This window comes from Nocardia sp. NPDC050697 (assembly GCF_040654395.1).
GTDB lineage: Bacteria > Actinomycetota > Actinomycetes > Mycobacteriales > Mycobacteriaceae > Nocardia.
The window spans coordinates 483,332-501,263 of the sequence record NZ_JBFAHY010000005.1; the positions used below are offsets into that span (position 1 = coordinate 483,332).

Genomic DNA, 17,932 nt, shown 5'->3' on the forward strand with positions numbered 1-17,932 from the left:
TCAGGCGATCACGTCGGCGAGCGCGCGGCGCACCCGCGCGTTGCTGGAGAGGTCCAGCCCGGTCATGTTCCCGAAGGTGCGGCGGATCTTGTCGTGCAGCACGTCCAGCTCGCCCTCGGCCGCCACCTGCTCCAGGAACAGGTCGAAGCCGGTGTCGATGGTCTCGTGGTCGCCGAGCTCGCTGATCCCCGCCTTGAAGGTGCTCACCGGGTGCTTGATCTTCGCCTCCGAGCTGTAGACGTAGAGCGTCTCCAGCACCGAGGGCAGCTCCTCGGGCTTCTTCCGCAACCGCTCGGTGGTGTAGTGGATGAACTCGCGGGCGTGCCCGGCCTCGTCCCGGCTGGCGCTGAGCAGCAGCCCCTTCAGCACCGGCTCGCGCACCCAGGCGGCGACCGCGCGGTAGATGTGGTTCACCGTGAGCTCGGAGATGATGTTGGTGGCCAGCGTCGCCGATGGCGTGGTGCCCGCCGCGTAGGGCTCGCGCATGGCGTCGACCGCCTCGGTCTCCACCGCCTCGCCCACCGCGTCCAGCCAGGCCCGGAAGGCGTAGTGGTGCTGCACCTCCTGGTAACCCCAGACCACGGCGAAGGTGGAGAAGTCGTAGTCGTCGACGAACTCGTTCATGAAGCCGTGCACGGCCGCGATGACATTGGACTCGCCCATGGTGGCGCTCTTGGCCAGGGTCACGTACTCGGGCCGGACCAGGTCGAGCTCGACGGCGCCGAGCTCCAGGTCGGCGAGGCGCCAGTGCAGGCGCTCGTAGTGGCGGAAGACGTCGTAGCTGTGCACGGGTACTCCGATTCCCTTGGTGGTTACTGTCCGACGAGGCGGCGGGCGGCCTGGCGCTGCAGCTTGCCGCTGCTGGTCCGCGGGATGCTGCGCGGCGCGACCAGGTGCACCTCGACGGCGGTGAGCCCGAGCTCCTCGCCGGTCGCCGCCCTGACCCGCTCGGCGAGCTCGTCGGCGGCGGCGCCGGTCAGCTCGGTCTCCGCGATGAGCGTGATGACGTCGGCGTCCGGCTCGGCCGCCGCCGTGCAGCGCCCCCGGTACAGCCCGGGCAGGCCGCGCACCGCGGCCTCGACGTCCTGGGCGTAGTAGTTGACGCCGCGCACGGTGATCATGTCCTTGCAGCGGCCGGTGACGAAGAGCTCGCCCGCGCGCAGGTAGCCGAGGTCGCCGGTGCGCAGCCAGCCATCGGCGAAGAGCCCGGCCACGCTCGCCGGGTCGGCGGTGAGGTAGCCGCCGGTGACCGAGGGGCCCTGGATCAGGATCTCGCCGACCCCGCCGTCCGGGAGCTCGGTGCCGTCCAGGTCGACCACGCGCAGCCGCATCCCCTGCACCGGCGCGCCGACCCCGGCCACCGCCCGCGCGCTCGGCAGCTCCGGCGCCACCGGCAGCGCCACCGCGTCGTCCGCGAGCCAGGTGCGGTCCACCCATTCGAAGAGCGGGGCGCGGCCCAGCGGCGGGAAGGCGACGGCCAGCGTGGCCTCCGCCATGCCGTACACCCCGAACATGGCGGTCTCGTCGAAACCCGCGGGCGCGAAGCGCTTCCGGAAGGCGTCGACCACCTCGTAGGAGATCGGCTCGGAGCCGTTGAAGGCGATCCGCCAGCGGCTCAGGTCGTAGCGGGTCACCTCGGCCGGCGGGACGGCGGCGAGCAGCGCCTCGTAGCCGAAGTTCGGCATGGCGGTGATGGTGGTGCCGGACGCGGCGAACTCGGCCAGCCAGCGCGCCGGGTCCTTGACGAAGGCCAGCGGCGACCACACGTGCGCCGGAATCCCGCGCAGGATCGCCGAGAGCGTGCCGAACAGCCCCATATCGTGGAAGAGCGGCAGCCAGAACCCGCCGCGGTCGTCCAGGTCGAGCGCGATGCCGGTGCGAATGGCGGCCAGCCCGCTCAGCACATTCCGGTGCGTGAGCCGCACCCCCTTCGGGGTCGCGGTGCTGCCCGAGGTGAACTGCACGACGGCGAGATCGCCGGGGCCGATGGCGGGCAGCAGCGTATCCGCGCTGAAATCGTCGGCCATCAATTCGTCGATATCCAGGAAATTAACGGTGGAATCACCGGCCAGCGCGGGCACCAGCGCCGCGAAGCGGTGCGAGACCAGGACCGTGCGCATTCCGGCGGCCTCGGTGATGGCGGCGAGTTTCCGCGGAAAGGCGGCGGTCTGTTTCGCGCCCGCGGGCAGCGGCAGCGGGGTGGCGGCACCGCCCGCGGCGGCGGCGCCGAAGAGCCCGACCAGGAATTCCGGGGCATTCGGGCAGAGGACGCCGACCGGCTCGCCGCGGCCCACACCGTGCCGGACCAGCGCCGCGGCCAGCACGCGCGACCGGCGGTGCAGCTCGGTGTAGGGGACGGTCTCCGATACCGACCAGAATGTGGCGGTCACCGCGGGAAAGGCGGCCGCGATTCCGGCCAGCCGATCGGGCAGGGTTTCGGCGCTCTCCGCGGAATGCATGCCGGAAACGACACCAGCGCCGTGTGACGGCACCGCGAATTAATCGTGAACGCCGGTCTTCGATAAACAAGGCCGATCGCCCGATCACGCTGCGCGATAACGCAGTTCGGCTATGGCGCGATAGAAGCGGGCGATCACCGGCGCGGCCGGTATTCCCGCGCCGCGACGATGAATCCCGACAGCATTCTCCGCGTCAGGAGCAGCCGGTGAATTCCCAGCAGTCCACCCTGCACGGTCCGCCCCGGGCAACCCCTCATTTCTCCGCATTCGGGAGCACCCGGTGAGTCCGGAACAATCCGTTGTGCAGGAACTCTCACCGGTGCAGCTGGCGGTCATCGACAGTATCGCCCCGCACACGCGGCACAACCCGTACGACAGCTATGCGGTGCTGCGCGCCGCGGGCCCGTTCGTGCCGGGCCCGCACGAGACACAGCTGGTGACCAGGCACCGCGAGGCGCAGGCGATCCTGCAGGACCCGCGGTGGAGCCACGCCGAGGAGCCGCAGCTGCTGCACGGCGACAGCGATGTCGAGCTGCCCGGCTCCTTCCTGTGGATGGAGCCGCCGGAGCACACCCGGCTGCGCGGGCTGGTGAGCAAGGCGTTCACCGCGCGCACCGTGCACGGCCTGCGCGAGCGGGCCGAGCGGCTGGTGCGCGAGCTGGTCACCGCCGCGCTCGACCGCGGCGAGCTCGACCTGCTGGACGCGCTCGCCTACCCGCTGCCGCTCACCCTGGTCTGCGAGCTGCTCGGGGTGCCCGCCGAGGCACACGAGCACGTGCGCCGGATCTCCGCCGATATCGCCCGCGGCCTCGACCCGGACGTACTGCTCACCCCCGCCGAGCTGGCCGCCCGCAGCGCCGCGGTCAACGCCTTCCTGGAGTTCTTCGGCGACCTCACCGATCAGCGCAGGCGCGTCCCGGCGGACGACCTGATCACCGCGCTGGTGCGGGCCGACGACGCCGGGGCGCGGCTCACCCGCACCGAGCTGCTCGGCACCCTGCTCATCCTGGTGGTCGCCGGGCACGAGACCACCGTCAACCTCATCGGCAACGGCGTGCTGGCGCTGATCAGGAACCCGGAGCAGTTCGAGCGGCTGCGCGCCTCCCCCGGCCTCGCCGAGGCGGCGGTGGACGAGGTGCTGCGGTACGACGCCCCGGTCCACCTCACCACCCGCACCGCGCACGCCGAGGTCACCGTCGGCGAGCGCACCTTCGCCCCCGGCGCGGCGGTGATCGTGCTGCTCGGCTCCGCCAACCGGGATCCGGACGCCTTCCCCGAGGCGGACGCCTTCGACATCGCCCGCTACACCCGCGGCCGGAGGGTCGAGCGGCACCTGTCCTTCGGGCTCGGGCTGCACTACTGCCTCGGCGCACCGCTGGCCCGGCTGGAGATGGAGCTGGTGCTGCGCGCGCTCGCCGAGCGGGTGCGCACGGTGACGCTGCTCGAGGAACCCCCGTACAAGCCGAATGTGGTCGTGCGCGGAATGTCGCGGCTGCTCGTGAATCTGGAGGGGCTGTGACCGCCGCGGACGAGAAAACCTTCGACGCCTTCGAACCGGGCGCGCGCACCGACCCGTACCCGGCCTACCGCCGGGCCAGGGACGCCGCCGCGCTGCTCCCCTACGCCTTCGGCGAGGTCCCGGTCACCCTGGTGACCCGGTACGAGGAGTGCGCCGCCATCCTCACCGGGAGCGACTGGGGGCACGGCTACTCCGCGGGCATCAGCCCGTTCCGGGACACCACCGCCGCCATCCCCGGCTCCTTCGTCCGGATGGATCCGCCGGAGCACAGCCGCTACCACAAGCTGGTGGCGAAGGGTTTCACCCCGCGGGTCATGGCCGAGCTGGCGCCGGTGGCAGGGCGGGTCGTCGGCGAGCTGGTGGAGGCCGCGCTGCGCCGCGGCGGGCTCGACATCCTGAACGACCTGGCGGTGCCGCTGGCGGTCGCCATGGTCCCGGTGCGGCTGCTCGGCGCCGACCCGGCCGACGGCGCGCTCTTCCGGGCCTGGCAGCTGGCCATCGCCCGGGGCACCGACCCGGACTCCATGCTGGGCGAGGCCGAGGTGGCGGCGCGCGGGGCGGCGGCGCTGGAGTGCATGGGGTACTTCGCGCGGATCGTCCAGCAGCGCGCGGGCGACCCCGGTGACGACCTGCTCGGCACGCTCATCACCGCGGTCGGCGACGGCGCGCTGGCCGGGCCGGAGGTGATCGGCATCGCGCTGCTCACCCTGGTCGCCGGAATGGAGACCTCGATCAACCTGATCGGCAACGGGATGCTCGCGCTGCTCCGCAACCCGGACCAGCTGCGGCTGCTGCGGGAGAACCGGGAACTCATGGGGCCCGCGCTGGACGAGATGCTGCGCTACGACGCGCCGACGCAGTTCACCATCCGGGTCGCGCTGCACGACACCGTGGTCGGCGGGCGCGAGTTCCGGCGCGGAGACGGGGTCGTCGTGCTCACCGCCTCCGCGAGCCGGGACGACCGGGTGTACCCGGCGGCGGACAGCTTCGACATCACCCGCTACGCGGGCAATCGCCCGGCGCGCAGGCACCTCGGCTTCAGCCTCGGCATCCACTACTGCGTGGGCGCGCCGCTGGCCCGGATCGAGGCGGAGGCGGCTTTCGGCGCCCTGCTCGACCGGGCGCCGGAGCTGGAGCTCGCCGCGGATGCCGTGGAGTACCGGCCCAGCCTGATCCACCGCGGGATCGTCTCGCTGCCGGTGACGCTGTGAGGGCGGTCGTGCTCGGGGCCGGGATCGCCGGGCTGCTCGCGGCCAGGGTTCTGACCGAGAACTACTCGGAAGTGGTTGTCGTCGAGCGGGATTCGCTGGACGACGGTTGGCGGCGCGGGGTACCGCAGGCGCGGCACCTGCACGGGCTGCTCGACCGCGGCCGCACGGTGCTGGAGGAGCTCTTCCCCGGCTTCACCGCCGAGGTGGCGGCGCGCGGGGCGACCACCGCGGAGGCGCTGGTCGGCACCCGCTGGTACCTGGGCGGGGCCCGGTTGGCGCCGACCTCCACCGGGCTGACGTCGGTCATGGCGACCCGGCCGCTGCTGGAAGCCGTTCTCCGCGAACGAGTGCTGGCCTTGCCGGAAGTGCGGTTGCACACCGGTTCCGTGCGTGGCCTCATCGGTGACGCGCACGCGGTGCGCGGGGTCCGGGTGAGTGGCGACGCGGAATCGGTCTCCGGCGGTACCGAACTCGCCGCCGACCTGGTGATCGACGCCACCGGCCGCGGCTCCCGCGCCCCGCAGTACCTCGCCGACCTCGGCGCCCCCACCCCCGCCGAGGAGCGGCTCGAGGTCGACCTCGGCTACGCCTCCGCCCTCTTCCCACGCACCGAGGGCCAGCTGGACAACCACTCCTCGGTGATCGTCTCGACCGGCCCGGACGGCCGCGGTGGCGGCGCCATCCGGGTCGAGGGCGACCGCTGGCACGTCACCCTGGCGGGCATGCTCGGCGACCACCCGCCCACCGACCTCCCCGGCTTCACCGCCTTCGCCGCCACCCTCGCGGCGCCGGACATCCACGCCCTCGTCGCCGGCGCCGAGCCGCTCGGCGAGATCACCCCGCACCGCTTCCGCTCCCCGCTGCGCCGCCGCTACGAGCGGCTGCGCACCGTCCCGGCCGGTTTCCTGGTCATCGGCGACGCCCTGTGCAGCTTCAACCCGCTGTACGCGCAGGGCATGGCGGTGGCCGCGCAGCAGGCGCTGGTGCTGCGGGGCTGCCTGGCCACCGCCGCACGCCGGTCGCCCGATCCCGCCCTCCCCGCCCGGTTCTACGCGGCGGCGAGCGCGGTTGTCGACGTCGCCTGGCGCCTCTCCGCCGGCTCCGACCTCGCGAACCCGGGCGTGCGCGGACAGCGCACGGCACGCACCCGGCTCACCAATGCCTATGTGGCGCGGGCCCACCGCGCCGCGCACGCCGACCCGGTGGTGGCCCGCGCCTTCCTGCGCGTCGGCAACCTCGTCGACCCGCCCGCGGCGCTGCTGCGGCCCGCCCTCGCCCGCCGGATCCTGCTGCCCCGCAGCGCGAACGGCGCGAGCGAGCCGACCGGGTGACCGGCCGCAGCGCCGCGGCCGGTCACCACAACCGAACGACACCGGAGGGACCCATGGACTCGACAACGGTGGTCGCGGAGCAGGATTCCGCGATCGAGAACGCCATCGCCCACCTGTTCGGCCCGGAAGGGCGCCCCGACCCCTACGCCGCCGCGCGCGTACTGCGCGAGGCCGGGCCGATGCATCAGACCCCGCTCGGCCACTACGTGCTCACCCGCTACGAGGACTGCGCCGCGGTGCTCTCCACCACCGCGTGGAGCCACGCCGAGGAGGCCGGGATGATGCACCCCACGGTCAAGCCGGAGGATGCCCCCGAGGAGCTGCCCACCTCGTTCCTGTGGATGGAGCCGCCGGACCACACCCGGCTGCGCAACCTGGTCACCAAGGGTTTCACCCCGCGCATGGTGACCAGGCTGCGCCCGCGCATCGAGGAGCTCACCGAGCAGCTGGTCGACGACTGCCTGGCGGCGGGCGAGTTCGACCTGATCGAGAAGGTCGCCTACCCGCTGCCGCTGATCATCGCCTGCGAGCTGATCGGCGTGCCGCACGAGGCCTACGACCAGGTGCACCGCTGGTCGCAGGATCTGGCGCGCGGCTTCGACCACGACTACACGCTGCCCCCGGAGGCGCTGACCGCCCGCTCGGCCGGGTCGCGCGGCTTCATGGGGTACTTCCGGGAGCTGCTGAACGAACGCCGCGCGAACCCGAAGGACGACCTGCTCAGCGCGCTCTCCCAGGTGGAGGACCGCGGCGACGTGCTCACCGAGCAGGAGCTGCTCGCCACCTGCATCACCACCTTCGTGGCCGGGCACGAGACCACCGCCAACCTCATCGGCACCGGCATGCTGCAGCTCATGCGGAACCAGGACCAGATCGCCGCACTCCGCGCCCGCCCGGAACTCACCCAGACGGCACCCGACGAGCTGCTGCGCATGGAGCCCTCGGTGCAGATGACCACCCGCGCGGCCACCCGGCCGATCACGGTGGCGGGCCGGGAGTTCGAGCAGGGCGAGGGCGTCGTCATCCTGATCAACTCGGCGAACCGGGACCACGCGGTCTTCCCGGACGGCGACCGGCTCGACGTCGCCCGCTACTCCGACCCGAAGAACCCCGCCAGGAAGCACCTCGGCTTCAGCCTCGGCATCCACTACTGCCTCGGCGCCCCGCTGGCGCTGCTGGAGATGGAGGTGCTGCTCGACGTGGTGCTGCGCAAGGTCAAGGAGATCGAACTGCGCGACGACGCGCCGGTCTACAAGCCGAACGTGGTGATCCGCGGGCTGGAATCGCTGCCCGCGCGCTTCACCCCCGCCTGACCCGCTCGATCGTCGCGAACCAGGCGGCGGCGCCGTGCTCGTGGAACCGGGTCATGAGCCGATCCGGTTCCACCGCGGTGATCCGCCAGCCCGACTCCGCGCTGAAGGCGGCGGCCAGGTCGGCCCGGGGGACCGGGTGCGGGCCGGGGTCGTCGCCCTCGTCGGCGAAGCACAGCAGGAACAGGGTCCGCTCGGTGACCGCCGCGAGACTCGTCGCGTAGGCGTGTCTCTCGGCGGTGTCGAAGGTGTGGAAGAGGCCGCAGTCGAGCACCTCGGGGAAGGTGCGGTTCAGCTTCTCCAGGTGCAGGGCGTCGGCGGTCGCGAACTCGGCGGTGCGGCCGCGCTCGGCCGCGCGTTCCCTGGCCAGCGCCAGGGCGGTCTCCGCCACGTCGACGCCGAGCACCGCTAGGCCGCGTCCGGCCAGGAAGAGGGCGTTCTCCCCGCTGCCGCAGCCGGCGTCGAGCACCGGGCCGGTGAACAGCTCCGCGCGCCGCACCACCGCCGGTTGCGGGCCGCCGAAGTCCCAGGGGGCGGGGCCGTCGCGGTAGGAGGCGTCCCAGGGTCGCCCGGTCGCGCGCTCGTGGCTGGTCGGGGTGCGTTCGGCCATGCGCTCCATCATGGCAGCTGCCGGTAGCCACCATGTGCGCTTGTGCGCACATATAGTGGATGAGTGCTTGCTCCGCTTCGTGACCGGACGTTCCGGCGGCTCTTCCTCGCGCAGGTGGTGGCGCTGGCCGGCACCGGGTTGCTGACGGTGGCGCTCGGGTTGCTCGCCTACGACTTGGCCGGTCCGTCGGCCGGGGTGGTGCTCGGGACCGCGCTGGTGATCAAGATCGTGGCGTATGTCGGGGTGGCGCCGGTGGTGGCGGCGTGCACCGAGCGGGTGCCGCGGCGGGTGCTGCTGGTGTCGGCGGATGCGCTGCGGGCGGGGGTGGCGCTGCTGCTGCCGTTCGCCGGGCAGGTATGGCAGGTGTATGTGCTGATCGCGGTGTTGCAGGCGGCATCGGCGACCTTCACCCCGGCCTTTCAGGCGATCATTCCGGCGGTGCTGCCGCGGCCGGGCGAGTACACCGCCGCGCTCTCGCTCTCCCGGCTCGCCTACGACCTGGAGGCGGTGCTCTCGCCGCTGCTCGCGGCCGCTGCGCTCACCGTGCTCGGGTACAACGCGCTCTTCGTCGGCACGGTCTTCGGGTTCCTCGGTTCGGCGGTGCTGGTGGCGGGCACCGCGCTACCCGCGCTGCCCGTTCCGGAGCGAAACACCCCGCTGCGCACCCGAATCGGCGCGGGTGCCGCGGTCATGGTGGCGCGGCCGCCGCTGGCCGGGCTGCTCGCACTGAATGCCGTCGTCGCGGCGGCGACCGCGCTCGTCCTGGTGAACACCGTCGTCTACGTGCGCGGTCCGCTCGGCGGCGGCGATACCGGCGTCGCCGTCGCGCTTGGCTGCTTCGGCGCCGGTTCCATGCTGGTGGCGCTGCTCCTGCCCGCGCTGCTCCGGAGCCGGGATCGGGATCGCACGGTCGTGCTCGCCGGAGCGGCGACGGTCGTCGGCGCACTGGCGGGCAGCACGGTCCTGCTCCTGACCGGAGTGCACTGGGCGACGCTGGCCGCGGCCTGGACCCTGCTCGGCGCGGGCACCGCACTCATCGCCACCCCGGCGGCCCGGCTCATCCGCGACACCACCGCCGAGGACGAGCGCGCCCCCGTCTTCACCGCCCAGTTCTCCCTCTCCCACGCCTGCTACCTGCTCACCTACCCCCTGGCGGGCTGGGCGGGCGCACTCGCCGGACACGCGTTCGCGGCGGCCGCGCTCACCCTCGTCGCTACACTCGCCACCATCACGGCCGTCCGCCTGTGGCCGGCCCGCCGACCCGCCGCGCGGGCTCCGGCCGTCACCGGGAAGAGGTGAGCACCGTGCCCGATCCGCAGCCGGACGCCAGCCTGAGCCATCCGGTCGCGCCGGACCGGGCCCGGCTGGACGCGGCGGTCGGGGTCTACCAGATGCTCGCCGAACCCACCCGCCTGCACCTGCTCTGGCTGCTCAGCCGGGGCGAGGCCGATGTCTCGACCCTCGTCGAGGCGTCCGGCGCCTCGCGCACCGCGGTCAGCCAGCACCTGGCCAAGCTGCGCTTCACCGGGCTGGTCGACACCAGGCGCGAGGGGCGGCGGGTCATCTACCGCCTGCACGGCGGGCACCTGTCCCGGCTCATCAGCGAGGGGCTGAACCACGCGGGCCACCTCGTCACCGGCGAGCCCCCGCACCACTGACACCCGCTACGGCAGCGCGGCAAGGTCTTCCGCGCTCAACCGCCATGCCGCGGCGGCGACATTCTGCCGCACCTGTTCCGGGGTGGTGGCGCCCGCGATCACCGAACTCACCGGCTGCTGCGCGAGCAACCAGCCGATGGCCAGCTCGAGCAGCGTATGCCCGCGTTCGGCGGCGAACGCGGTCCACCGCTCGACCCGCTCGAAGTTCTCGTCGGCCGCGTACCGGTCGGCGAACCGGGCGGCCAGCGCGAACCGCGACCCCGGCGGGAAATCGGCGCCGCGCCGGTACTTCCCGGTGAGCAGCCCGGAGGCGAGCGGGAAGTACGGCACGATGCCGAGGTGCTCGGCCCGCGCCGCGGGCACCACCTCGCGCTCCACCTCGCGGACCAGCAGGCTCCACTCCACCTGGGTGCCGGTGAACCGCGCGCCACCGGACCGCTCGGCGGCCCGCGCCGCGGCGACGAGCTGCGCACCGGAGACGTTCGACGAGGCCAAATACCGCACCTTGCCGGCCCGCACCAGGTCGTCCAGCGCCGCCAGCCCCTCCTCGACGGGCGCCGCCGGGTCGGGGTAGTGCTGGTAGTAGAGGTCGATGCGGTCGGTGCGGAGCCGGGTCAGGCTCGCCTCGCAGGCCGCGACGATCCGGTCCCGCAGGATGCCGGGCCGGTACGGCTCGTCCCGCGGCCGCGGGGTGAACTTGGTGGCGAGCACCACGGCGTCGCGCCGGGCGCCGAGCGTGGCGCCGATGATCTCCTCGGAGCCGCCCCCGCCGTACATCTCCGCCGTGTCGAAGTGCGTGACCCCGGCGTCCAGCGCGGCCTCGATCACCGCAGCGCCCGCCGCGAGATCCAGCTTCATGCCGAAGTTGTTGCAGCCGAGCCCGACCACCGAGAGGTCGGGGCCGTCGCCGCCGAGCCGACGAGTCTCCATGCCGGTCGACTCTACGAGCCGGGCACGCTCAGCGCGCGGGGCGGCGGCTACGAGGGTGCCGGGCTCAGCGCGCGAGCAGGTACCGCAGCGTCGCGGCAAGGACTCACTGCGCGAGGACGTCGCGCAGGGCGCGCGCGAAAGCCTCGGACTCCCCGTGCTCCCCGCCGAGGAACCCGATGTGCCCGCCCGGCAGCAGCACGTGCTCGAAACCGCCCGCGGCGGCGAAGGTCTCGCCCCCGCGCGCGGCCAGCTCGCCCCCGGAATCGGCGCCGGAGGCGAGCACGATCCTGGTGGGCGCGGCGCGCAGCGCGTCCAGGTCGTGCTCGTACCGCCCGCAGCCGCGCATGTTCACCCCGAGCAGCGGATTCGTCCGCACGCCGTCATCGGTGTCCGGCAGCCCGAAGGCGGCGGGGTCCGGCCCCGGGGCAGCCGCGTACCCGGCGGGCAGCGGCCCCTGCCGCGAGACCAGCGCGATGAACTTCGCCATCGCCGCCCCCTCCCCCTTCGCCTGGTAGGTGGCGTAGATATCGGCGCACACCGCGTTCACCTCGTCCCGATCCGGCAGGAACTGCGCGACCGGCGGTTCGTGCGCGACCAGCGTCCGCACCGGCTCCGGCCGATGCCTGCCGATCCAGGCCAGCGCGTTCACCGCGCCGCCGCTGGTGGCGAAGACATCGATCGGCCCGAGCGCCGCCGCGGTGAGCACCGCCTGCAGGTCGTCGGCGTGCTGCGCCGGGTCGACCTCGGCGCCGGGCTCGTCCTGCGGGCTGCGGCCGGCGCCGCGCGGGTCGTAGGTGAGCACGGTGCGGTCGCCGAAGTACCCGGCGAGCGCGCCGAATGCCGCCGCCTCCATGGGCGAGCCGAGAACGAACAGCGCGGGCCCGGAGCCGGACCCCGGGTGCACGTCGTAGGTGATGGTGGCGCCTGCGGTGGCGACGGTCCTGGTCTCGGGCACGGTGACTCCTCTGCTCGGGGGCTGCGTTGTATTCGACGGTGCGGCCCCCGCGGATTCATCGCTCAGCCGAGCGCCGCCGCGGCGAGCACGCTCGGGGTGAAGAGCACCCAGTCGTTGAGGATGTGCGCGCCCGAGCAGACCCACAGGTTCTTGGTGCGGATCCAGGCCAGCGTGAGCACCAGCCGGGCACCGCCGATCACGATGAAGCACTGCGCGAAATTCCAGTCGTAGGTGGGCAGGTGCGCGGCGCCGAACCAGACCGCCGTCGCCAGCCAGGCCACCGCGATCGCGGTCTTCCTGGAGACGGCCCCGCGCCGGGTGAGGAAGTAGAGCAGCGCCAGGAACGGGATGACGGTGAACAGCTCCTCGCCGACCAGCTGGATTCCGGTGCCGAGGTAGAACGCCAGCACCTCCCCCGCGCCCTCGATGCCGTCGGTGGCCGGGTTGGCGTTCGCGCCGAAAACCGCCGCGACCAGGAGCCCGAGCACCGAGCTGACCACCACGTTCAGCACCCCGAAGCCCACCATGGTGAGCACGTCGCGCCCGCGCACCGGCCGGAAGAGCGCCGACCAGTACGGCCGGGCCAGCACCGCGAGCACCGCCAGCGGGAGCACCACGAAGAGCGCGCGCGGCAGCAGCGCGGCGATACTGTCCGGTTGCGGCAGCAACACCAGCGCGGCGAACCCGACCGCCACCGAGAGCCAGGCCAGCACCCACTGCCGGGCGCCGAGCCCGATCGGTTCGCCCGCGTAGTAGGGGAAGTCGACGCCGTCCGGCCGCTCGACCCGGGGGCCGAAGCGGTCCCGGGGCGGTCCCTGCACACGCTCGGCCATGCTGCTCCTCGATCCATCGGCTAACTCCCAGCCATTCTCACGCACGAACCCCTGTGCCGCTTCACAGCGATCGACCGGGCGCCTTTGTGAATCCGGATCATCCCGGGGCGGTACCGTCCGATGGCACCGCCTTCCGGGGTTGCATGTGCGGATCACGGCCGAAGGGACAGCGACGATGCGGGGTCGAGTGGCGAGCGCGGTGTGCGCGCTGCTGGTGGGGATTTCGGCCGCGGGCGCGGCACCGGCGGCGGCGGAGCCGGGGCGCACCGAAACCGGGTACCCGTCCAGTTCGCCGGTGACCTCGGTGATCTCCACGGTGGTCACCCGCGACGTCCCGCTGCCGCCCACCGCGCTCCCGCACCCGCCCGCCTGCGACCAGCTCTCCTACCTGCGCTGGCGCTCCGCGTCGGGGCCAAGCGACCCGGCGGCCGCGGACCGCATCCTGGTCGCCCAGCCCGGGATCTTCGAGGGCGCGGGCGCCTTCGACAGCGTCGCCCGCAATACCGTCGCGCTGGCCGCGCGCTTCGGCATCCACCTGGAGTTCTGGGCACTGGACCGGCGCTCCAACTGCCTGGAGGACCACACCGGCACCAGGGCGGCGCTCGCCGCGGGCGACTTCGGCACCGCCACGAACTACTACTTCGCCGGCGCCGAGGTGGACGGCCGCCGCTTCGCCGGCTACGCCGACGGTGCCGCCACCGACTGGCTGCGCGACCAGGGCCTGGAGCAGACCCTGCGCGACCAGTACGACCTGCTCCGCCTGGAGCTCCCCGACCAGCAGCTGCGGCAGCGCAAGCTGCTGTGCGGCGGGCACTCCCTCGGCGGCTTCGTCACCGGCTACTTCGCCGGCTGGGATTTCGACGGCAACCCGGCCACCACCGACGATGCCGGCTACAACCAGTGCGGCGGCTGGTTCGCGCTGGACACCGTGATCCGGGTCGGGCTCGGGCTGCGCGGCATCGACATCCCCGCCATCCCGCCCGGCATCGCGGGCGGCGTGGAGAACCTCTCGCTGCAACTCGACACCGCGCTGCCGGTACTCCGGCTGCCCGCCGTGATCAACCCGGAGACCACCAACCTGCTCGCGCTCGCCGGGCTCGCCGCGCGGCTCGCCCCCGATGGCGTCAACGACCTGGTCAGCCGCCTCCCTGACAACCCCAATATCGACCTCACCCTGCGCACCCTGCTCTCGCAGAACGCCGCCGCCTTCCTCACCGGCTCCCCCGACGCCCGCGACCTCACCGCCAGCAACGAGGCGGTGCTCGGCGCGCTGCTGGACGACAACTCGCAGCCGCTCGGCTTCCTCCAGGCCAGCACCGGCTTCGTCACCGGCGGCCCGATCGGCCCCAAGGACTTCCCGCTGCCGGACGCCATCGCCCGGGGCCCGCTCGGCTTCGGCGGCTTCGGCGACGCCCCCAAGGTCTCGCCGACCCGCTACGCCCCCGACACCGTCTACCGCTGGCTGGACTGGGACGAGGTCACCCCCGGCACCTCCCCCTACACCAACCCCGGCAGCGAGGTCACCTCCATCGCCCAGCTGGCCCGCACCCTCTGCGAACCGCCGCTCGACTTCACCGAGTGGTACTTCCCCTCCCGCATCGCCTTCGACCTGCAGCAGACCACCGCGCCCTCGATCACCGCGCATCACCTGCACCCGCAGGGCATCAACACCCTGCCCATGCTGACCCTGCAGGGCAGCGGCGGCATTCCGCTGCCGGACTCGGGCAGCCCGCTCGACACCAGGATCGAGCTGGCCGGCTACAACCACCTCGACTTGGTCACCGCCGACCCGGATTCGCGCCGGGACGGGTCACCCGAGCCGGTCTCCGCCCGGCTCGTCGAATTCGCGACGCGCTAGCGGCGGAAGCGGCGGCGGATCGCCGTCCGCGCCTTCGCCAGCCGCGACTCCGCGGCGGGCGGCGGCGCCGCCTCCACCGCCGCCGCCTGCGCGAACCGGCTGTGCAGCTGCTCCCTGACCTGGTCCGGGGTGTAGGCGCGGCGGCGTCGCTCGCCGCGCACCACGACCGCGCCGGTGGCCACAACGCCCGCTGCGCCCGCCAAACCCAACACCTTCCACCACCTCATACCGCCTAGGCTACGGGTATGGCGGGTGTGGACATCGATCTCGATCGGGCTGTCGAGATCACCAGGACAGGTGACATCTGGTTGTTCCGTGGTCATTCCACGGCCGATCGGATGATCCGGACGCTGACCAATGCTCCGGTGAACCACGTCGGCATGGCGGTCGCGATCGACGACCTACCGGCGCTGATCTGGCACGCCGAGCTGGGCCGCTCGCTGCCGGACATGTGGTCGGGCACCGCGCACCGCGGCGCCCAGCTGCACAACCTGCGCGACGCGGTGCTGGTGTGGGCGAACCGCTACGGCCAGCAGGCGTGGCTGCGGCAGCTGGAGCCGCCCGCCGATCGGGAGCGCGAGGACGGCGCGCTGCGCGCCATCGCCCGGCTGAACGGCACCCCCTTCCCCTCGACCGCGACGCTCACCGCGCGCTGGTTCCGCGGCCGGGTCCGGCTGCCGCGCCGGTCTTCCCGGCCGCCGAAGGCGAGCGAGGTGGAGAACGCGTACTGCGCGGAGATCGTGGCCGCCACCTACCAGGCCATGGGGCTGCTCGGCGCCGAGCGCAGCCCGGACTGGTACGACCCGGGCAAGTTCTGGAGCGGCGACCGGCTGAAGCTGCTCGACGGGCACACGCTCAGCGGCGAGATCGCGGTGCGGACGCCGCCGGAGTAGAGGCTGTCGCGGCGGCCGGGCGCGCGCTGCCGCGAGGCGGCCGGTGTCGAGCCGTCGGACGGGCCTAGAAGAAAGTGCCGCTGAACGGCGGTGCGGGCGTGCCGAAGAGCGCGTCGGCGGTCGCCGCGGCGCCGGGGCCGCGCTCCGTGGCGCGGCCGGCGAGGACGAGGTGCCGCCAGGGGGTGCCGCCGAGGTAGGCGGCGGCGAGCGCCGAGACGTCGGCGGTGAGCTCGGGTTCCGCGTCGGTGCGGGCGGTTTCCCCGGCGCCGACCCGGTAGGTGCCGGAGTTGCCGGGCAGGATCGGGTCGGTGATGCCGAGCAGCACCGGTTCGCCGGGGCCGTAGCCGCGGCTCGACAGCGCGGCGGGCACGTCGACCAGGCGTAACCAGGTCTCGTCCCCGATGCCGGTGACGGTGACCGCGCGCGCGTCGGTCACCAGCTCCGCGAGCGGGAAATCGGTGGCCACCAGGGGGAATTCGACGCGGTGCGCGATATCCAGCGCGAAGAGGTGGCGGAGCAGCCCGAGCAGCGCCACCGGCGAGCCCGCCACCAGGTCGCCGACGCGCACCGCGCGGCCGGTGCTGCGCGGCCAGTCGGCGGTGTCGACCGCGCGGTAGCGGACGAAGCCGTCCTCGGCGCCGGGCTCGCCGTGCAGCACGACGTGCGAATCGCCGCTGTCGAAGAGCTCGCGGGTGCGCCACCAGTACGGGGAACGGTCGATCTCACCGGGACGCGAGAGGTCGAGCCGCGCATGGATTTTCGCGAGCGTCTCGAAGGAGGTGGCCGGTTCGGCGTAGCGCACCGGCCCGGACGGGGGCAGGGTCGGGCGCAGCCGGGCCGCGGCGGTGTCGACCCGCACCGCGGCCGAGCGGCTGGCGACGCCGTAGCCGAACCGCTCGTAGATGCCGCCCTGGGTGGCGCGCAGCCCGGCCACGACCTCCCCGCGCTCGGCGATATCGGCGAGCTGCCGCCGCATCAGCGCGCGCACGATACCGCGCCTGGCGTGCGTCGGCAGCACCCCCACCCGGGTGACCCCGGCGTGCGGCACCCGCGCGCCGCCCGGCACCACCAGCCCGCCGGTGTAGGCGGTCGCCGTGCCGACCGGTACGCCGTCCACCCTGGCCAGCAGGGTGCGGCCGGGCTCGTTCACCTCGCTCGCCGGAACCCGCCGCGGCGGGATGCCGACCATGGCGACCCGGAACACCTCGGCCGCCGCCTCGACCTCGGCCTCGCTCGCCGCCACCTCGATCTCGATCGTCACCGCATCGACTCTACGACCGCCGTTGACGGTTCGGCACAGCGCAGCCGCGGATCTTCTGGCCGCTCGTTCCAGTGGATGCGCCGATAAGATGTCTCTTGTTTCGTATCTGCGGCTCTGCCGCCGGACAGGATGAGGTCGGACATGTTGCGCAAGCTGGGGGCCGCCGTCGCCGCGGTTGCCGTGGTCGCCGGGTGCGGCACCGACGACGCCGAGCCCGCGGCGGCGGACGCCGTCTCCGGCACCGTCACCGTCTTCGCCGCCGCCTCGCTCACCGAGACCTTCACCGAGCTCGGCGAGCAGTTCGAGGCCGCGCACCCGGGGGTGCGGGTGGTCTACAACTTCGGCGCGAGCTCCGCGCTGGCCCAGCAGATCGGCCAGGGCGCCCCCGCCGACGTCTTCGCCGCCGCGGCGCCCAGGAACATGCAGCAGGTGCGGGACGGCGGGGACGTGACCGTCGAGCCGGTCACCTTCGTCCGCAACCGGCTCGAGATCGCCGTCCCGGCGGGCAATCCCGGCAAGATCGCCGGGCTGGCCGACTTCGGCAGGGCCGAGCCCAAGATCGCGCTCTGCGCGGAGCAGGTGCCCTGCGGGGCCGCCGCGGCCACCGTCTTCCAGCAGGCGGGCATCACCCCGCAGCCGGATACCCGCGAGGCCGACGTGAAGGCGGCGCTCACCAAGGTCACGCTCGGCGAGGTCGACGCCGCGCTCGTCTACCGCACCGATGTGCGGGCGGCGGGCGACAAGGTGCAGGGTATCGAGTTCCCCGAGGCCGCGAGCGCCGTCAACGACTACCCCATCGCGCCGCTCGCCGCGGCCCCGAACGCCGTCGCCGCGGCGGCGTTCGTCCAGTTCGTCACCTCCGAGCAGGCCGGCCCGGTCTTCACCGCCGCCGGATTCGACAGACCCTGACGAGAATGTCATGCTCTCGCGTCGAGAACCACATTCGTGCAGAATGAGAGGCGTCACCCGCCGGGGTGCCCCGTCTCGGCACGGACACGAGGAGCGAGCGCATGGCCTACGTAATCACGCAGCGTTGTTGCAATGACGCGAGCTGCGTCTCCGAGTGCCCGGTCGATTGCATTCGTCCGACTCCGGATCAGCCGG

Annotated in this window: 17 protein-coding genes; 9 read left to right on the plus strand and 8 right to left on the minus strand. The window is 73.2% G+C overall.

Annotated features, from left to right (window positions below; translation table 11 throughout):
• Both AB0H71_RS20890 and AB0H71_RS20895 read right to left on the minus strand, forming a co-directional pair.
• Positions 1–789, minus strand: a complete 789-nt coding sequence (locus AB0H71_RS20890; RefSeq protein WP_357023190.1) for a ferritin-like domain-containing protein — start codon at positions 787–789, stop codon at positions 1–3.
• Positions 790–812: 23 nt separating this feature from the next.
• A complete protein-coding gene (locus AB0H71_RS20895) occupies positions 813–2,459 on the minus strand; it encodes a fatty acyl-AMP ligase (protein WP_357023193.1) in 1,647 nt (548 codons plus the stop codon).
• Positions 2,460–2,778: 319 nt separating this feature from the next.
• Between AB0H71_RS20895 and AB0H71_RS20900 the strand changes: the two genes are divergently transcribed.
• The 4 genes from AB0H71_RS20900 to AB0H71_RS20915 are packed head-to-tail and all read left to right on the plus strand — an operon-like array spanning position 2,779 to position 7,833.
• A complete protein-coding gene (locus AB0H71_RS20900) occupies positions 2,779–3,978 on the plus strand; it encodes a cytochrome P450 (protein WP_357023195.1) in 1,200 nt (399 codons plus the stop codon).
• A complete protein-coding gene (locus AB0H71_RS20905) occupies positions 3,975–5,189 on the plus strand; it encodes a cytochrome P450 (RefSeq protein ID WP_357023198.1) in 1,215 nt (404 codons plus the stop codon). The genes AB0H71_RS20900 and AB0H71_RS20905 overlap by 4 nt, the downstream gene beginning before the upstream one ends.
• Positions 5,186–6,520, plus strand: coding sequence for an FAD-dependent monooxygenase (locus AB0H71_RS20910; RefSeq protein WP_357023201.1), 1,335 nt, complete (start codon positions 5,186–5,188; stop codon positions 6,518–6,520). Before AB0H71_RS20905 ends, AB0H71_RS20910 begins: the two co-directional genes overlap by 4 nt.
• A 53-nt stretch (positions 6,521–6,573) precedes the next feature.
• Positions 6,574–7,833: a cytochrome P450 gene (locus AB0H71_RS20915; protein ID WP_357023204.1), complete on the plus strand. Its 1,260-nt coding sequence runs from the start codon at positions 6,574–6,576 to the stop codon at positions 7,831–7,833.
• On the opposite strand, the gene AB0H71_RS20920 is transcribed toward AB0H71_RS20915, so the two are convergent.
• Positions 7,820–8,440: a class I SAM-dependent methyltransferase gene (locus AB0H71_RS20920; RefSeq protein ID WP_357023207.1), complete on the minus strand. Its 621-nt coding sequence runs from the start codon at positions 8,438–8,440 to the stop codon at positions 7,820–7,822. The two genes, AB0H71_RS20915 and AB0H71_RS20920, sit on opposite strands and share 14 nt — an antisense overlap.
• A 63-nt stretch (positions 8,441–8,503) precedes the next feature.
• On the opposite strand from AB0H71_RS20920, the gene AB0H71_RS20925 reads away from it, so the two are divergent.
• Positions 8,504–9,739: an MFS transporter gene (locus AB0H71_RS20925; RefSeq protein WP_357023210.1), complete on the plus strand. Its 1,236-nt coding sequence runs from the start codon at positions 8,504–8,506 to the stop codon at positions 9,737–9,739.
• 5 nt (positions 9,740–9,744) lie between these two features.
• Positions 9,745–10,098, plus strand: coding sequence for a metalloregulator ArsR/SmtB family transcription factor (locus AB0H71_RS20930; protein WP_357023213.1), 354 nt, complete (start codon positions 9,745–9,747; stop codon positions 10,096–10,098).
• Between the two features lie 6 nt (positions 10,099–10,104).
• On the opposite strand, the gene AB0H71_RS20935 is transcribed toward AB0H71_RS20930, so the two are convergent.
• The 3 genes from AB0H71_RS20935 to AB0H71_RS20945 all read right to left on the minus strand — a co-directional run bounded on the left by AB0H71_RS20935 (position 10,105) and on the right by AB0H71_RS20945 (position 12,816).
• Positions 10,105–11,028: an aldo/keto reductase gene (locus AB0H71_RS20935; RefSeq protein WP_357023215.1), complete on the minus strand. Its 924-nt coding sequence runs from the start codon at positions 11,026–11,028 to the stop codon at positions 10,105–10,107.
• A 103-nt stretch (positions 11,029–11,131) separates the two neighbouring features.
• Entirely contained in the window at positions 11,132–11,983 is an 852-nt protein-coding gene (locus AB0H71_RS20940; RefSeq protein ID WP_357023218.1) for an alpha/beta hydrolase, read from the minus strand.
• A 62-nt stretch (positions 11,984–12,045) separates the two neighbouring features.
• On the minus strand, positions 12,046–12,816 hold the full coding sequence (locus AB0H71_RS20945; RefSeq protein WP_357023221.1) for a CPBP family intramembrane glutamic endopeptidase: 771 nt from the start codon (positions 12,814–12,816) through the stop codon (positions 12,046–12,048).
• A 175-nt stretch (positions 12,817–12,991) separates the two neighbouring features.
• Here AB0H71_RS20945 and AB0H71_RS20950 point away from each other — a divergent pair, with 175 nt between their 5' ends.
• Positions 12,992–14,674, plus strand: a complete 1,683-nt coding sequence (locus AB0H71_RS20950) for a hypothetical protein (RefSeq protein WP_357023224.1) — start codon at positions 12,992–12,994, stop codon at positions 14,672–14,674.
• Here AB0H71_RS20950 and AB0H71_RS20955 read toward each other — a convergent pair.
• Positions 14,671–14,901, minus strand: a complete 231-nt coding sequence (locus tag AB0H71_RS20955; protein ID WP_357023227.1) for a hypothetical protein — start codon at positions 14,899–14,901, stop codon at positions 14,671–14,673. The genes AB0H71_RS20950 and AB0H71_RS20955 overlap by 4 nt on opposite strands.
• Before the next feature lie 18 nt (positions 14,902–14,919).
• Here AB0H71_RS20955 and AB0H71_RS20960 point away from each other — a divergent pair, with 18 nt between their 5' ends.
• Positions 14,920–15,567, plus strand: coding sequence for a hypothetical protein (locus AB0H71_RS20960; protein ID WP_357023230.1), 648 nt, complete (start codon positions 14,920–14,922; stop codon positions 15,565–15,567).
• Between the two features lie 64 nt (positions 15,568–15,631).
• Here the strand turns inward: AB0H71_RS20960 and AB0H71_RS20965 are convergent, their stop codons facing one another.
• Positions 15,632–16,828, minus strand: a complete 1,197-nt coding sequence (locus AB0H71_RS20965) for a GNAT family N-acetyltransferase (protein WP_357023233.1) — start codon at positions 16,826–16,828, stop codon at positions 15,632–15,634.
• 141 nt (positions 16,829–16,969) lie between these two features.
• On the opposite strand from AB0H71_RS20965, the gene modA reads away from it, so the two are divergent.
• The gene (gene modA, locus AB0H71_RS20970; RefSeq protein WP_357023236.1) at positions 16,970–17,737 is read left to right on the plus strand and encodes a molybdate ABC transporter substrate-binding protein; all 768 of its coding nucleotides are present in this window, start codon (positions 16,970–16,972) and stop codon (positions 17,735–17,737) included.
• Positions 17,738–17,932: the final 195 nt, after the last annotated feature.